Here is a 16657-nt window from a genome sequence, read left to right on the forward strand (position 1 = left end):
TATACCATAAAAATTAATTAAATCAATAATAATAGTTAAATATACGAAACGTTTTGCTTTTAATTAAATATTTATGTTTATATAAATGTTGTGTTAGCTATAAATAATATAAAAAATGAACAATAAAGTATTGACATAATTTGGAATTAATATTATTATATAGTTACAAAAACGAAACGTTTCGCGCAGAACCATATTAACCCAGTTATGAAAAGTGAGAAGGAGAAACAAAATGAAAAAAAGATTATTGGCATGTTTGTTAACAGGAACGATGGTTTTATCACTTGCGGGTTGTGGAAACAGCCAGAGTCCGGGAACAACTGAAAGCAAAGAAACCTCTGAGCAGGGAGCGGCCAGGGACACGGCAGCAGCAAACGAAACAGAAGCAAACGATACCCAAGGGAAAGAAACGGCGGCAAAAGAGGATGCAAAAAGCGGTGATGATGTTACGATCTATGTATCTTCCAGGTATGGGGCAGATGTTCCGGATGAAGAGTTTTACCGAAAAAAAGTAGAGGAATTCAATGCGCTGGATAATGGAATTACGGTTGTAATGGATAATATCCCGCCGGAAGCAGAGTATTTTGATAAAATCCGTACTTCCTTTGCAAGCGGTGATGCGCCAAATGTATTTATAGAATATGGCGGATCCAGAACACTGGATTACGTGGAATCCGATGCACTTTTGGATATGCAGCCATATTTTGAGGAAGACCCGGACTGGTATAACAGCTTTTACCCATCGATGTTTGGGGATTTGAAATATGAGGAATATCCGGGAACCTGGGGAGTGCCGTTTAAATCCTATACCGTACCCCTTTATTATAATAAAGAAATTTTTGAAGCCCAGAACCTCACACCGCCGGAGTCATTTGACGATCTGCTGGAGGTTTGTGAAAAGTTGAAAGCAGCCGGTATCAAGCCTTTCCAGGTAGGGGAGCACGATGTCTGGAGACTGGGGCATTTCCACAATAACGTGGTAATCAAAACCCTGGGTGCAGATGCGGCGGCCAAGCTTGCGGACAGAAGCCTTTCCTATGACAGCCCAGAAATGACCGGAACCTATCAGGTCATAAAAGATATGGTGGATAAGGGATACTTTGGAGACGATATCATTAATACGGATTACAATACGGAGAAATCTGTTTATGCAGACGGGGGATGTGCAATGCGCTGGGATGGTTCCTGGTATGTATCGGAGATTTACGGTTCGGAGATTTATGATAAAACAGGAGTGGTGCCATTTCCATACATTAATGAAGCGTACAAGGACAATGCCCAGGGCGGCGCATCGGACATGTGGTTTATCACGAAGATGGACAAGTCAGAGGAAGAGATCGCAGCATCGGTGGAGTTTGTAAAATATGTGACTTCAAAGGAATACTATGCACAGAACAATGAAGTGGCGGCAGTGATATATCCTGCTAAATTCGAAGCCACGGCAAATACACCGGAGAACCCGTTGCTGGATGAGGTGAATAAAATCGTTTCAGGCTATACGGCAATGCAGACAGACCTGCAGAACCCGGATCCGGATTCCCATATGATGGATACGGTAAGAAATGCCCTGCAGGGAATAGCAATGGGCAATACGCCGGAAGAATGCGGTAAGGAAATCGTGGACCGGATTGCAGAATATGCAGAATAAGAGCAGATAACCGGAAAGCGGACCGGACGGCGGTTCCGAGTGGCTGCCTGGCGCAGGAGACTGTACAGGCGGCCTTCTATTAAGAAAGGGGAAGTTATAGTGAAAAAAAAGGCAAAGGACAGATGGATCATTATCTTGTTTTTACTTCCGGCCCTGTTGATATTTCTGGGGTTAATTGTATATCCTGTCTGTAATACGGTTTTTCTTTCCTTCCACAGCTGGAAAGGGGTCCATGGTGCGGCAAAGAAGTTTATTGGATTATCGAATTATACCAAGGTGCTGGCCAGTGACAGTTTCTGGAATTCGATGCTGAATGCACTGTACTTTACGATTGGGGGCTTTGTGGTGCTGATGCCCCTGGCTTTCGGTCTGGCATTGCTGATCACGTCGAAGCTGAAGGGCACAAAGATCATGAAAACGGCGTTTTTTATGCCGGTCATGCTATCCACCACAGCGGTTGCGCTAATGTGGGTGTACATATTAAATCCCGGGTACGGCGCATTGAATGAGATCCTGCGGTTCCTGGGTCTGGAATCCCTGTGCAGGGAATGGCTGACGACCCCGACTTTAAACATCTGGAGTGTTGTGCTGGTAAATGAGTGGATGTATGCCGGATACAATATGCTGATTTTTGCGGCAGGGCTAGTATCGATTCCGGATTCTCTTTATGAGGCGGCGGAAATAGACGGATGCACCGGATGGAAGAAAGTACTGCATATTTCGGTTCCGTTATCGAAGGAGTCTTTTAAGATCTTTGCGATCATGTGTATTACCGGCTGCCTCAAAGCCTTTGATCTGGTATGGGCAATGACAAAAGGGGGACCGAACCACACATCTGACACACCGGCAACCCTGCTTTATAACGAGGCGTTTACTTTTAAATTTTTTGGGAAGAGCAGTGCAATCGGTGTAATCCTTCTGGTGCTGGGCATCGTACTGAGCCTGATGGTAAACCGTTTGTTTAAACCGGAGAAGGAGTAGGTGTATCATATGAAGAGAAAAATAGGCAGAACCATTATTTATATATTTGCAGTATTCTGGGGAATGATAACGATATTTCCGCTGCTGATAACATTCCTGTCTTCGGTGAAGGATAACCAGGGCATAAACCTGGGCATGTTTAAACTGCCGGAGCAGTGGCTGTGGTCCAATTATACGGCGGCATTTGAAAGCGCCCATATCGGAAGGGCGGTGGTGAATTCGGTGTTTCTGGGCATTGCGTCCACCATTGTGGTAACGGTCATAGGCATGCTGGCAGCGTACATCATATCCAGAAAAAGCTTCCGGTTAAAGGGAACGGTCTATGCCCTGTTTATGGTAGGGGTCATGGTACCGGTGCACTGTACGATTATTCCGGTGTCCAGTCTGGCGACGGAGGTAGGGGGGAAAAATTCATTCCTGTTTCTGACCCTGATTTATGTGGCGTTTAACCTGGCCCAGGCGATTTTCCTTTATACAGGGTACCTGAACGGGGTGGACAGGGAGCTGGATGAAGCAGCCATAATTGACGGATGTGACGACATACAACTGCTGTTCCGGGTACTGTTCCCGGTTTCCATACCGATTATATCCACAGAGGCAATCCTGGTATTTATATATGGCTATGGAGAGCTGATCTTCTCCATGCTTTTACTTTCAGATGAAAACAAATATACGGTGTCAAGAGCGATGCTGGCATTTTCGGGAGGATATCAGCAGCAGCTGGGACCGATCTTTGCATGTATTATAGTCGCAGTGCTGCCGATGATTATCCTTTATATACTGTTCCATGAAAAAGTGCAGGCCGGTATGATGGCGGGAGCCGTTAAAGGGTAGGCATGTCTGGTTTGGAACTGTAACGATGATTTAAGTGTTCAGATTAAAACAAGAATTGCCAGAATGAAATAGGTTAAAACGCATACTGCGATCTTAGAGGGTAAGCTGGTTGACAGGGAACCCTACTTAATTAGGAGGTTATATATGGAAGAATTAAGATTTCGGCAGGTTCATATGGATTTTCACACCAGTGAGAAAATAATGGATGTGGGAGCCGCGTTTGATGCGGAAGAATTTGCAGATACACTGGATAAAGCAAGGGTTAATTCGGTTACCTGCTTCTCCAGATGCCATCATGGGATGTTGTATTATGATTCAGTCAGATTTCCGGAATTGGTGCATCCGGGTCTGGTCAATAAGAACTTATTAATCCAGCAGATTGACGCCTGCCATAAAAGAGGAATAAAAGTACCTGTTTACACTACGGTACAGTGGGATTATTACTCCGGTATGAAACACCCGGACTGGGTTTGCTTAAATGAGGATGGAAGTTTAAAGGATTTTTGCCAGGATGATAAGTCTGCAAAAGTATATGATGCAGGATTTTACAGAACCCTGTGTGTCAATTCACCGTACAGACAGTTTTTAAAAGACCAGATTCTGGATGTCTTTGAAGTGCTGACAGCAGAGAGGATTGACGGATTATTCCTTGATATTGTAAATCCAGTAGACTGTTCCTGCAGACATTGTGTGGAAAAAATGGAAGCAGAAGGATATCGCCCGGATAAGAAGGAAGACCGGATGCTTTTTGCCAGAAAGACCATGCAGGATTTCAAAGAAGATATTTCGGCTTATATCAGAAGTCTGAAAGAAGATGTTACAATTTTCTATAATGCCGGGCATATTAATGCGGTTTCGGTAGATGCCAGAGATGCTTATACACATTGGGAATTAGAATCCCTTCCAAGCGGACAATGGGGATACTCCCATTTCATGAATACAGCCCGTTTTGCCAGAACTACCGGTATGGACTATCTTGCACATACCGGAAAATTTCATACGGAATGGGGAGATTTTCATTCCTTTAAAAACAGGGAGGCTTTGGAATATGAGTGTTTCCGGATGCTGGCATATAATTCTAAATGTCTGATCGGGGACCAGCTGGATCCGGATGGCAAAATATCCGGCGCGGTATATGATTTGATCGGCAGTGTGTATCGGGAAGTAGAAAAGAAAGAGCCCTGGTGCCAAAAAGCAAAAGCCCTGACGGAGATTGCAGTTTTTACAAGCGAATGTCTCAAGGAGCATACCGGTCCCGGAGGTTCAGTGCCCAGGGAAGTTAACGGCGCTTGTACGATGCTGGATGAACTGGGATACCAGCTGGATATTGTAGATGACCGTTCGGAGTTTAATGGGTACAAAGTATTGATTTTACCGGATAGCATACTTTGTGATTCCAAGCTGGCCGAGAAGATAAAAAGCTTTATCGCATATGGCGGTAAGGTAATTGCCAGTTACAAGTCCGGACTTTCCGATGATGAGACGGATTTTGCGATTGATGAATTAGGTGTGCATTATTTAGGAGAGGCGCCTTATAGTCCGGATTTTATTATGCCCAATGAACAGATCGGCAAGTCTCTTCCACAAACGGAACATGTAATGTACGATAAGGGAGCGCAGGTGGAAGCAGCAGGGGCAGCGGTACTGGCGGACACTTACATTCCGTATTTTAACAGAACCTGGGAGCATTTTTGTTCTCATCGCCACACACCTTCTTCGCATAAGAAGGGATACCCTGCAATCGTTCAGACAGATTCCTGTATTTATATGATGCATCCGGTATTTACTACTTATTATATGAAGCATCCCAAATGGTGTAAGGAAATTGTAAAAGATATTTTAGAACTGGTACTCCCAAACCCTCTGCTAAAACATAACGGTCCCACCTCTTTGCTCAGCGCGGTGAATATCCAGGCAGATAAAAAACGGTATGTGCTTCACGGTCTTCACTATATACCGGTGAAAGTCTCGGAAGAACTATTTACAATAGAGGATATTATTCCATTGTATGATATTCATTATTCCGTAAATTTACCGGAAAAAATAAAATCAGTACGCCTTGTACCGGAAGGAAGTGAATTAGAATTTTCATGCATGGATGGCAGAATCGAATTTATCGTTCCTGAAATAAAAGGCCATTGTATGATAGAATTTCAGTATTAAGAACATGCGCATATGTAATTCATATTTATAGTTGTTGGTTCAGATAGACTGTGATAATATTATGGGTAAACAGTAGTCTGAATAGTCCTTTAGGGACTTTTTCAAGATAAATAAAGAAAAATTACATGTGGGTGAAGAACGATGGCAGTTACAATAAAAGATGTAGCAAAAGAAACAAATTTAGCGATTTCGACAATCTCGAAATATATGAATGGAGGAAATGTTAAACCCCAGAACCGGATGGTGATAGAAGCAGCGGTTCAAAAGCTGGGATATCAGCCGAATAATGCAGCGAGAGGCCTAAGAAGCGCTAAAACCTATACCGTCGGCATCGCGATAGATTCACTGGAAAGCCAGTTTCTGGCAAAGATTACGGCATATATAGAAAAACTTTTGAAGGACAGGGGATATTCGCTGCTGCTTTGCTGTCACAGAGGGAATGCACAGGAGGCACAAAGGGCAGTCAAATTTCTCTCAGATAAACAGGTAGATGGGATTATTTTCAGCTATGCCATGAAAAGTGAAGTGGATTTTATGGCACCGGCCAGAGAACGGAAGATACCAGTGGTGCTGGTAGATTGTCTGTGCCAGTACACGCCCTGCGACAGCGTGATGGCAAATTCTGCGGCAGGCACCTATACAGCAGTAGAATATTTAATTGGACAGGGGCACCGGCAGATTGCAATTCTGTCAGGAACCAGTGAGAAGATACCGGAACGGTTTACGGCTAAAGACCGGATGAAAGGCTTTTTGCGTGCGATGGAAGATTATGATATCCCGGTGACAAAAGAATATATCGAAAAAGGAGATTTTACTTTTGAATCCGGATATAAATGCATGCAGAAAATCTGGAAGCTGAAGAAGAGGCCTACAGCAGTATTTGTTTCCAATTATAATATGTGTCTCGGTGCCATGACAGCGGTTCATAATCTGAGCATTGACATTCCCGGTGAATTGTCTTTTGTTACTTTTGATGACATGGAATTTTCCATAATGTCACGGCCCAGTCTCACTTCAGTCAGACAGCCGATTGAAATGATTGCCCGCAAATGTGTGGAATTGGTATTGAAAAGAATGGAAGGGGATTATACGGATTTCCCTAAGAATTTAAAACTGCCGACTACTTTTAAGGAAAGGGAGTCGGTTCAAATGATCATTTCGTAAAGGAGAATTAAAAAATGAAAGATACAAAACAGCAATGGTTTAAGGATGCAAAGTTTGGATTATTTATCCATTGGGGATTATATTCTATTTTAGCAGGGGAATACAATGGCAAGAAGACAGACCGGATTGCGGAGTGGATTATGAATCATCTGGATATACCGGTCAGTGAGTATGAAAAGCTGTCAGGACAGTTTAATCCGGTAAATTTTAATGCGGAGGAGATTGTAAAAAAGGCGAAGAGCTGGGGAATGAAATATATTGTATTTACTTCGAAACATCATGAAGGCTTTGCAATGTATGACTCTAAGTGCAGTGATTACAACGTAGTAAAGGCAACACCTTACAAAAAAGATATTCTGAGACAGTTAAAAGATGCCTGTGATAAATATGATATGAAACTGGGTCTTTATTACTCCCAGGCGCAGGACTGGCATGATCCTGACGGGTTAATGTATTTAAAGGATAATTCCCACAAAGATTATCAGCACTATCTGGATACAAAGGTTAAACCGCAGTTAACTGAAATTCTAACGGAGTACGGAGATATTGCTTTAATATGGTTTGATACACCGATGGGAACCACTCCGGAGCAGAGCAAATCCCTGGTTGACCTGGTAAAATCCCTGCAGCCGGACTGCATTGTCAGCGGCAGAATTGGAAATGAACTGGGTGAATATATGACAACGGGAGATAATTTCATACCGAGGCTGCCGTATGAAGGAGACTGGGAACTGCCGGCTACTTTAAATGATACCTGGGGATTCAACAAGGATGACCATAACTGGAAGAACCCGGATGATATTATCCGGCTTCTGCTGAAAGTAACCAGCAGGGGAGGCAATTACCTTCTGAATATCGGTCCGGATGCAACCGGACATGTACCGGACAGAAGCATCGCTATTTTGGACGAGGTGGGTAAATATGTTCAGGATAATGCGGACAGTATCTTTGGAACCAGAAGAGTAGACCTCTATGCTTATGAATTAGAGTGGGCTCAATTTACACAGAAAGATTATAAGTTATTTGTACATGTCTTAGCTCCGAGGCGCCGTATTGAATTGCTTAATGTAGGCAATAAAGTAAAAAGTGCATATTTAGTAAGCAATGGACAGGAACTGGAATACGAGTGTTCCGTTACCTGTGAGGGAGCAGATGTGATTGAAGTAGAAGTCCCAGAAGAATTATGTGATGAAAAAAATTACTGTGTCTGCCTTGAGACAGAGGAAAAAGATCCGGTATTTGAACCGATAAGAGGATAGTATAGAGCGTGTCTTAGAATAATTGCACCTGTCTGACGCTTGTGTGAAGCGGACAGTACAGACTCAAATATTTTAAGATACGCTCTTTTGGCAGTGCATCCCGTAATTTTTTGTGTATTGTGAAAAGTACAAAAAAAATGTTAAATTAAGTACCAGGCAAATGGACAAGTATCCCGAAATGTGCTATGATTAGTTCATATGAGGAAAATCATAAATCCATATGTACAAATGAATCCTTTCGGGGATTCTAAATAATAAGGAGGAAAAACACAAATGGCTAGAAAAATGAAGACCATGGATGGTAATCATGCTGCAGCTCATGCTTCGTATGCGTTTACAGACGTAGCAGCAATCTATCCGATCACACCATCATCTGTTATGGCTGAAGCAACTGATGAATGGGCAACCCAGGGAAGAAAAAATATCTTCGGACAGGAAGTTCAGGTAACTGAAATGCAGTCTGAGGCAGGTGCTGCCGGTACCGTTCACGGATCCCTTGCAGCAGGTGCTTTAACAACTACTTATACAGCATCTCAGGGACTTTTACTTATGATCCCTAACTTATACAAAATTGCAGGCGAGCAGTTACCAGGTGTATTCAATGTTTCCGCACGTGCTCTTGCAAGCCATGCATTATCTATATTCGGTGACCATTCTGACGTTTATGCATGTCGTCAGACAGGATGCGCTATGCTTTGTGAATCCAGCGTACAGGAAGTAATGGACTTAACAGCTGTTGCTCACCTCGCTTCCATCAAAGGACGTATTCCATTTATCAACTTCTTCGACGGATTCCGTACATCTCATGAAATCCAGAAGATCGAAACATGGGATTATGAAGATTTAAAAGATATGGTAGATATGGATGCAGTTGATGCTTTCCGTAAACATGCTTTAAACCCAAATCATCCATGCCACAGAGGTTCTGCACAGAATCCTGATATCTTCTTCCAGGCTAGAGAAGCTTGTAACGAAAGCTACGATGCTTTACCGGCTATCGTTCAGGACTACATGGACAAAGTAAATGAAAAAATCGGTACAGATTATAAATTATTCAACTACTACGGAGCAGCAGATGCTACACACGTAATCATCGCTATGGGTTCCGTATGTGACACAATCGAAGAAACAATTGACTACTTAACAGCAGCAGGCGAAAAAGTCGGTGTTGTAAAAGTTCGTCTTTACAGACCATTTAGCGCAGAAGCTTTGATTAATGCTATTCCGGAAACTGTAAAACAGATCTCCGTATTAGACAGAACAAAAGAACCAGGCGCACTTGGCGAACCATTATACTTAGATGTAGTTGCAGCATTAAAAGAAACGAAATTTGATGCAGTTCCGGTATACTCAGGACGTTACGGATTAGGTTCTAAAGATACAACACCTACTCAGATCGTTGCTGTATACAAAAATGCAGAAAAGAAGAAATTCACAATCGGTATCGTGGATGATGTAACAAATCTGTCTCTTGAATTAGGAACACCGCTTGTTACTACACCAGAAGGAACAATCAACTGTAAATTCTGGGGACTTGGTGCTGACGGTACTGTTGGTGCTAATAAGAACTCCATTAAGATTATCGGTGATAACACAGATATGTACGCTCAGGCTTACTTTGATTATGATTCAAAGAAATCCGGCGGTGTTACCATGTCCCATTTACGTTTTGGTAAGAGCCCGATCAAATCTACTTACTTAATCCGTCAGGCTAACTTTGTTGCTTGTCACAACCCATCTTATGTTAATAAATATAACATGGTTCAGGAATTAGTAGACGGCGGCAAATTCTTATTAAACTGCCCATGGGATATGGAAGGTCTTGAGAAACATTTACCAGGACAGGTTAAGAGCTTTATCGCTAACCACGGTATTAAATTATATGTAATCGACGGTATCAAGATTGGTAAAGAAATCGGACTTGGCGGACGTATCAATACTGTTCTTCAGTCAGCATTCTTCAAACTTGCAAACATCATTCCGGAAGAACAGGCTATTGACCTGATGAAAGCAGCTGCAAAAGCTACTTACGGAAGAAAAGGCGATAAGATTGTACAGATGAACTATGATGCAATTGATGCCGGTGCGAAACAGGTTGTTGAAATCACAGTACCGGACAGCTGGAAAGATTCTGCTGACGAAGGACTTGCAATGTCTCACGCTGAAGGCGGAAGAAAAGACGTTGTTGATTTCGTTAACAATATCCAGAGCAAAGTAAATGCACAGGAAGGTAACTCCTTACCAGTATCTGCATTCAAAGAATATGTAGACGGATCTACACCATCCGGTTCTTCTGCATATGAAAAACGTGGTATCGCAGTAGATATCCCTGTTTGGAAACCAGAAAACTGTATCCAGTGTAACAGATGTGCTTATGTATGTCCTCATGCAGTTATCCGTCCGGTTCCTATGACAGATGAAGAAGTTGCTGCAGCACCGGAAGGAATGACAACCATTCCAATGACAGGTATGCCAAATTATAAATTTGCAATAACCGTTTCTGCTTATGACTGTACAGGATGTGGATCTTGTGCGAACGTATGTCCAGGTAAGAAGGGTGAAAAAGCACTTGTTCTTGAAAATATGGAAGCAAATGCTGGCTGCCAGAAATACTTTGACTACGCTGTAGAATTACCTGCAAAAGCAGATGTTGTTGAAAAATTCAAAGAAAATACCGTAAAGGGAAGCCAGTTCAAACAGCCATTACTTGAGTTCTCAGGAGCTTGTGCAGGTTGTGGTGAAACACCTTACGCTAAATTAATCACTCAGTTATTTGGTGACAGAATGTACATTGCAAATGCTACAGGATGTTCTTCTATCTGGGGTAACTCTTCACCTTCCACACCTTATACTGTAAATGCAAAAGGACAGGGACCAGCATGGTGTAACTCCTTATTTGAAGATAATGCAGAATTTGGTTATGGTATGTTATTAGCTCAGAAAGCCCTGAGAAACGGCTTAAAAGCAAAAGTTGAAGAAATCATTGCAAACACAGAAGACTCTGATGTAAAAGCTGCTTGCCAGGATTGGATCGATACCTTTAATTCAGGCGCTACAAATGGTTCTGCAACTGACAGAATGGTAGCTGCTTTAGAAGGCAAAGACTGCGATACATGCAAAGAAGTTGTAAATAACAAAGACTTCTTAGCTAAGAAATCCCAGTGGATCTTCGGTGGTGACGGATGGGCTTATGACATCGGTTTCGGCGGTGTTGACCATGTATTAGCAAGCGGACAGGATATCAACATCATGGTATTCGATACAGAAGTTTACTCTAATACAGGCGGACAGTCTTCCAAATCTACACCTACAGGAGCTGTAGCACAGTTCGCTGCCGGTGGTAAAGAAGCGAAGAAAAAAGACCTTGCAAGTATCGCTATGAGTTATGGTTATGTATATGTAGCACAGATCGCTATGGGTGCTGATTACAATCAGACTGTAAAAGCGATTGCGGAAGCAGAAGCTTATCCAGGACCATCCTTAATTATCGCTTATGCTCCATGTATCAACCACGGAATCAAGATCGGTATGAGCAAAGCTCAGACAGAAGAAGATAACGCAGTAAAAGCTGGTTACTGGCATTGCTTCCGCTTCAACCCAACATTGGCTGAAGAAGGAAAAGCTGCATTCAGCTTAGACAGCAAAGCTCCAACAGGAGATTACCAGGCATTCTTAGACGGAGAAGTTCGTTACAATTCACTGAAACGTTCTAATCCTGAAAAAGCTGCTGTACTCTTCGCTAAATCTGAAGAATACGCAAAAGAAAGATATGCTTACCTGCAGAAATTAATTACTCTGTATGGTGGAGAACAATAAGATAGAAATATTTTAAAGAAAATAAAGACCGGATGGCGATTGGCTGTCCGGTCTTTTCTTAAGGGTGTGTGGGAAAAGGTATGATGGAAGAAGGGAAGTTATGAGTTTGATGATAAAATAGTATGGAGCGATTTATTTTTATGCTATACTATTTATGGGAGATGATTTTATGATATATATTGCAGTTTGTGATGTAGATAACAAGATATGTTCGTTTATGGAACATATTATTCGAAAGTATGCCCGGGAAAATGCTATTAATGTGGAAATAGACATTTTTTATAGTGGTGAAGCTCTGTGCAAGTCTTTAGAAAATTCTAATTATTATGATCTGATCTGTTTAGATATTCAATTACAGAAAATGAGTGGGATAGATGTGGGACTCTATTTGAGGGAGAAGCTGGGAAATGATGCAACACATCTCATTTATATTTCCGAGAGTACCAATCACGCTATGAAATTATTTCAGATAAGGCCGCTAAATTTTTTGATTAAGCCTGTTTATGATTCAGCCATGTGGAAAAATCTGCATAAGGCTGTACAATTAATTGAAAAACAAAACCTTTGCTATCAATATAAAAATGGCAGGACTTATCATAGAATATTATATAGTAGTATTCTTTATTTTAAAAGTGAAGGTAAAAAAGTATATATTATTTTAGATGATCATAGCAAAGAATTCTATGGGAAAATTGATCTGATTATGTCTGAGGTTCCTCTGCAAAAATTTATAAGAATCCACAAATCGTATATTATTAATTTAAATTATATAAAAGAATATTGTTTTGAATCTGTGAAAATGAGAAATGGCGAGGTTTTGGCCATCAGTAAAACTTATCGAAAAGATATAAGAGAAAGGATACTAAGCCATATGGGTATTGTTGGTGACGTATAGGCAAAACAACTAATCTGAATCCAGTCTGATTTTACCAAAAATATATACATTTTTTACCCGCTATATAGAATAACGGGTAAAGTATGTTATAAATATAATGAAAGACGTCTTTTAGGGCTTAACATAAGATCCCCTTATAAAAATGGAACGGCTAGACCGCGTCAGCTTTTTTTTATGAGTACTCGCCGTGGATCTTCGAAGCTATGACAGTCAATGCCTGGGGAAAATACTGAAATCAAAAAACTAATAAAACAAAAAGAAATGGATTACATATGTTAAATAAAAAATCAAAATTACTATTGGGCATCTTAATAATAAGCTCATTTTTATGCACTGGATGTCAGGAAAGTGATGTGCCCGTAGTGCACTCTTCTGTTGAAACTGATATAGCGGAAGATACATCCCCTTCAGACAATGACGGAATCATCTTTCCCAAAAAGTATGAAAAGGAAACGGGAAACATTACATTTGATACCATAGTTGAGCTGAATAAGGATTTTAACCCTAATGAAATCTACGCTTATACAGCTACCCAACAGAACCCGGACCCCTCTAATACCCTGAATACACTTTTTTCCGGAATTGATTACCAGGAAGAGATCACGACAAACGACTCTGGTCAGACAGACTATTACTATGCAGGGCAGAATGGGGAAACATTGTTGATATATCCTGAATCAGTTCATTTATACAAATCTTTTGCTGACCATTTGCCAAGAGTACTCAGTCTATCCTACAAATATAATTATAATGGGAACAAATATTCACAGTCGGAGGAATTTTCTTTCGCTACACGGGAAACAGCGCTGACAGATATATTGGACATACTTTCAAAAATGGGCATAATGATTGGGAATGATTATAGTTATAGTGGGTATTCTCTGGACTATCAAACGATGAAAAATGAAGAGACAGTATTAGGGATGCAAGGAGAGGCGGATACCTCACAATACAAGGAGAACTGGTCCCCTGACGATGACTGTTATTATTTTGCCCTGCGCCAGACATGCCAATCGTTGCCGATTTATTATATCTATAGCGATATTTATAAAGAGGCCTCCGATGCATTTGCGCAAGTACAGGCTGCCTATTCAAAAGATGGTTTGTTTTATCTTTTGATGGACAAGACCTTTAAATTTCAAAAAGAGGATACAAAGCTAAAATTAAAGCACTTTGAGGAAATTGCAGGCACTGTGGAGCACAAGTATGCAAATATCATATCTGATGATAATTATATCGTTACCAAGGCCCAGTTAATGATGATGTCACAGCATGAGAAGAATGATAGTTATCTGTTAACACCAGTATGGGTATTCGATGTTACCGAGAATCTTAAGCTGCAGTCTGGGGAAGACTCTGCTGTGGAGCACTCAGTATTGAACCAGGTTATCGTAAATGCGGTTACCGGAGAGGAGTTTATCCAATGATAACGGACTGCCGAAAATTATTCAGATATCTGCGGATGGACATAAGCAGAGGAATTTGTTCCAGAGAATTTCTTCTGGGCATCGCGGGTGTCTTCTTTACCCTGATGTTTGGTACGTTGGATGATATTACCCTGGATACAACGGTTTTCTTTGTTTTTGATCAGATACAGTTTGGTATGCCCGCCATGATCGTAATGCTGTTTTGTGCCTATCCCTATGCAAATAGTTTCTGTCAGGATATGGAGAATCGTTATGCGTATCTTATGGTACAGAAGGGTTCTGTCTTCCTGTATACTTTTTCCAGGTCTATCACGATATTTTTAACTGCACTGTTGACTTATTCCATTGGAACAATGCTGTTTGTCCTGTATTTGCGGTGCAGAATGCCCTGGGAGGATGCTAATTTTACCTCGATATCTTTACTTCAGGAAGTAGGAGGATTGCGGTATTTTCTTACCCCTGGCAGGTACCCGGTATATTTTTTCCTATTCACGGTGCAAAAGGGAATCCTTGCTGCTTCTTTATCCCTTCTGGCAGCGTATGCGTCTTTGTATATTGTTAATTCTCTTCTGGTATTGTCAATTCCTGTTATGGGATACTATTTTTTACTGTATTTAGGAAATTCCATATGGGGCCATGATTCTATATTTAATATTTCTATTATTTTTGATGCCAGATATAATGTATGGGAAAATGACCTTATATCCTTTTTTTGGCCAATTCTTTTCGGAGGTATTTTTTCTGGCTGTCTGATGGGTCTTATATACAAAAAAATCAGGGGGAGGATCCGGAGTGCATAATATTTTATCTATTCTAAACTTAACATATTGCGAAACCCGGCATAAGATATGCTCTAAACGCAGCGTTACTTTTCTAATACTATTAGCTTTTCTGATTTTCGTATATATATCGCCGCTGATGGCTGCATCCAAGGACACTGGATATAAAATATCGCCCTGGGTCTTTCCACATTTGATGTCACACCTGTACTTTTTATTTACATTTATTTTGGGAATTATTTATTTCTACTCAAATGCACCGTTCTTAAATCATGCAGGTATGTACCAAATGATTCGCAGCGGACGTTATCGCTGGTGTATTTCCCAGATCATAAGCATTATTTTTAGCGGATTCACTCTTGCAGCGGCAGCGTTATTGCTCTCGGTCATCATACTTGCGCCAAGGGTTTTTCTTACCAGTGATTGGGGGAAGCTGCTGCATACTCTTTCCCTTACGGACCTGGGCGTAGGATACAATTTGTCTTTTTCTATTTCGTATAATTTAATAAATAAAATACAGCCGATTCCCGCCATGCTGCTGGCATGGGGCGTTTGCGGACTTACCATTTCTTTTACGGGAATTTTTATGTTCTTTTTCAGTGTTTTCCTAAATCGTACTGTTGCAATCAGCATAACTATGGTTCTGTTAACTGGGGTTGTGATAGTTGAAAACTTTCATCCGAAAATTCAGGAACAGTTATACTACTTTTTACCCCTGGCATGGATGCAGATTACAAGAATTGGGGAGACTCGATTTGGCTATGGAACTATCCCGCCATTGCATTACAGCATTCCGGCACTTTGCATCTTGATTATACTAATGTCGGTTCTCATACTAATCAGATTTAAGTACATTGAGTTAAAATGGAACAAGGAAGAATAAATAAGGAGTAGAAATGAATGTTAACAGAAAGCATTATTAAAATTGTGGATGCTTCAAAAAGCTTTAAAAATCAAAAAGTTTTACAAAATATTTCATTAGAGTGCAGACCGGGTAAAATATATGGCATTATTGGGAGAAACGGATCAGGTAAAACGGTATTGTTCAAATGCATCTGCGGATTTTTGAAACTGGATGAAGGGGAGATACGGGTTGAAGGCAAAAAGATGGGACAGGATCTTGATCTTTTAACCAACAGCGGAATTATTATTGAAGAACCTGCTTTTCTAAAAAATGAAAATGGATATAAAAATTTGGAATACCTCTACATGATTAACAACAAAAAGAACAGAGACCACCTTATTCGTATTCTTAACAAGGTAGGCTTGGATGCCCTTTCTAAAAAAAAGGTGGGGAATTATTCCATGGGGATGCGGCAACGGCTGGCCATAGCTCAGGCGATCATGGAGGACAAGGAAATCTTAATCCTGGATGAACCCATGAACGGACTGGACAACCAGGGAGTCCTTGAAATGAGAGAGTTATTCCTGGAACTGAAGGCGTGTGGCAAAACGATTCTGCTGGCAAGTCACAACAAAGAGGATATCAATGTGTTATGCGATGAAGTATATGAAATAGACAGGGGAATCATGAAGAGATTCAAAAAATTTACCGTTGGGACGGAAATTATTTCGGTAGTATCAGATTCTTGCAGTTGCTTAACGTAATTCCCGTTTATTTAATGATATCAGAAAAAAACAAAAATAGAGCACTGTATATCTATTCTCTGGTTCTTACTTAACTTTGGATA

The 16657-nt window shown here is 40.9% G+C and carries 12 protein-coding genes; all 12 read left to right on the forward strand.

Features of this window, described 5'->3' with window-relative positions; genetic code table 11:
- Positions 1-232 precede the first annotated feature (232 nt).
- The 12 genes from CD03_RS0111205 to CD03_RS33235 all read left to right on the forward strand — a co-directional run bounded on the left by CD03_RS0111205 (position 233) and on the right by CD03_RS33235 (position 16574).
- Positions 233-1648, forward strand: coding sequence for an ABC transporter substrate-binding protein (locus tag CD03_RS0111205; RefSeq protein ID WP_027293706.1), 1416 nt, complete (start codon positions 233-235; stop codon positions 1646-1648).
- 99 nt (positions 1649-1747) lie between these two features.
- The gene (locus CD03_RS0111210; RefSeq protein WP_242849082.1) at positions 1748-2629 is read left to right on the forward strand and encodes a carbohydrate ABC transporter permease; all 882 of its coding nucleotides are present in this window, start codon (positions 1748-1750) and stop codon (positions 2627-2629) included.
- 9 nt (positions 2630-2638) lie between these two features.
- Positions 2639-3463 carry a carbohydrate ABC transporter permease gene (locus CD03_RS0111215; RefSeq protein WP_027293708.1) on the forward strand — a complete coding sequence of 275 codons (825 nt, stop codon included), beginning with the start codon at positions 2639-2641 and terminating at the stop codon, positions 3461-3463.
- A gap of 144 nt (positions 3464-3607) precedes the next feature.
- On the forward strand, positions 3608-5626 hold the full coding sequence (locus CD03_RS0111220) for an alpha-amylase family protein (protein ID WP_027293709.1): 2019 nt from the start codon (positions 3608-3610) through the stop codon (positions 5624-5626).
- A gap of 141 nt (positions 5627-5767) precedes the next feature.
- A complete protein-coding gene (locus tag CD03_RS0111225) occupies positions 5768-6790 on the forward strand; it encodes a LacI family DNA-binding transcriptional regulator (RefSeq protein WP_027293710.1) in 1023 nt (340 codons plus the stop codon).
- Positions 6791-6804: 14 nt separating this feature from the next.
- Positions 6805-8049 carry an alpha-L-fucosidase gene (locus CD03_RS0111230; protein WP_027293711.1) on the forward strand — a complete coding sequence of 415 codons (1245 nt, stop codon included), beginning with the start codon at positions 6805-6807 and terminating at the stop codon, positions 8047-8049.
- 273 nt (positions 8050-8322) lie between these two features.
- Positions 8323-11865, forward strand: a complete 3543-nt coding sequence (gene nifJ / locus CD03_RS0111235) for a pyruvate:ferredoxin (flavodoxin) oxidoreductase (protein ID WP_027293712.1) — start codon at positions 8323-8325, stop codon at positions 11863-11865.
- A 154-nt stretch (positions 11866-12019) separates the two neighbouring features.
- Positions 12020-12760: a LytR/AlgR family response regulator transcription factor gene (locus CD03_RS0111240; protein ID WP_081820220.1), complete on the forward strand. Its 741-nt coding sequence runs from the start codon at positions 12020-12022 to the stop codon at positions 12758-12760.
- Positions 12761-13113: 353 nt separating this feature from the next.
- Positions 13114-14187 (forward strand): hypothetical protein, encoded by a 1074-nt coding sequence (locus CD03_RS0111245; protein WP_027293714.1) that lies wholly within the window; start codon positions 13114-13116, stop codon positions 14185-14187.
- A gap of 35 nt (positions 14188-14222) precedes the next feature.
- A complete protein-coding gene (locus CD03_RS0111250) occupies positions 14223-14987 on the forward strand; it encodes a hypothetical protein (protein WP_156042873.1) in 765 nt (254 codons plus the stop codon).
- 259 nt (positions 14988-15246) lie between these two features.
- On the forward strand, positions 15247-15849 hold the full coding sequence (locus CD03_RS0111255; protein ID WP_156042875.1) for a hypothetical protein: 603 nt from the start codon (positions 15247-15249) through the stop codon (positions 15847-15849).
- A 17-nt stretch (positions 15850-15866) separates the two neighbouring features.
- The gene (locus tag CD03_RS33235; RefSeq protein ID WP_044289310.1) at positions 15867-16574 is read left to right on the forward strand and encodes an ABC transporter ATP-binding protein; all 708 of its coding nucleotides are present in this window, start codon (positions 15867-15869) and stop codon (positions 16572-16574) included.
- Positions 16575-16657 lie beyond the last annotated feature (83 nt).

Origin of the sequence: Robinsoniella sp. KNHs210 (assembly GCF_000686105.1) — a bacterium.
GTDB lineage: Bacteria > Bacillota > Clostridia > Lachnospirales > Lachnospiraceae > Robinsoniella > Robinsoniella peoriensis.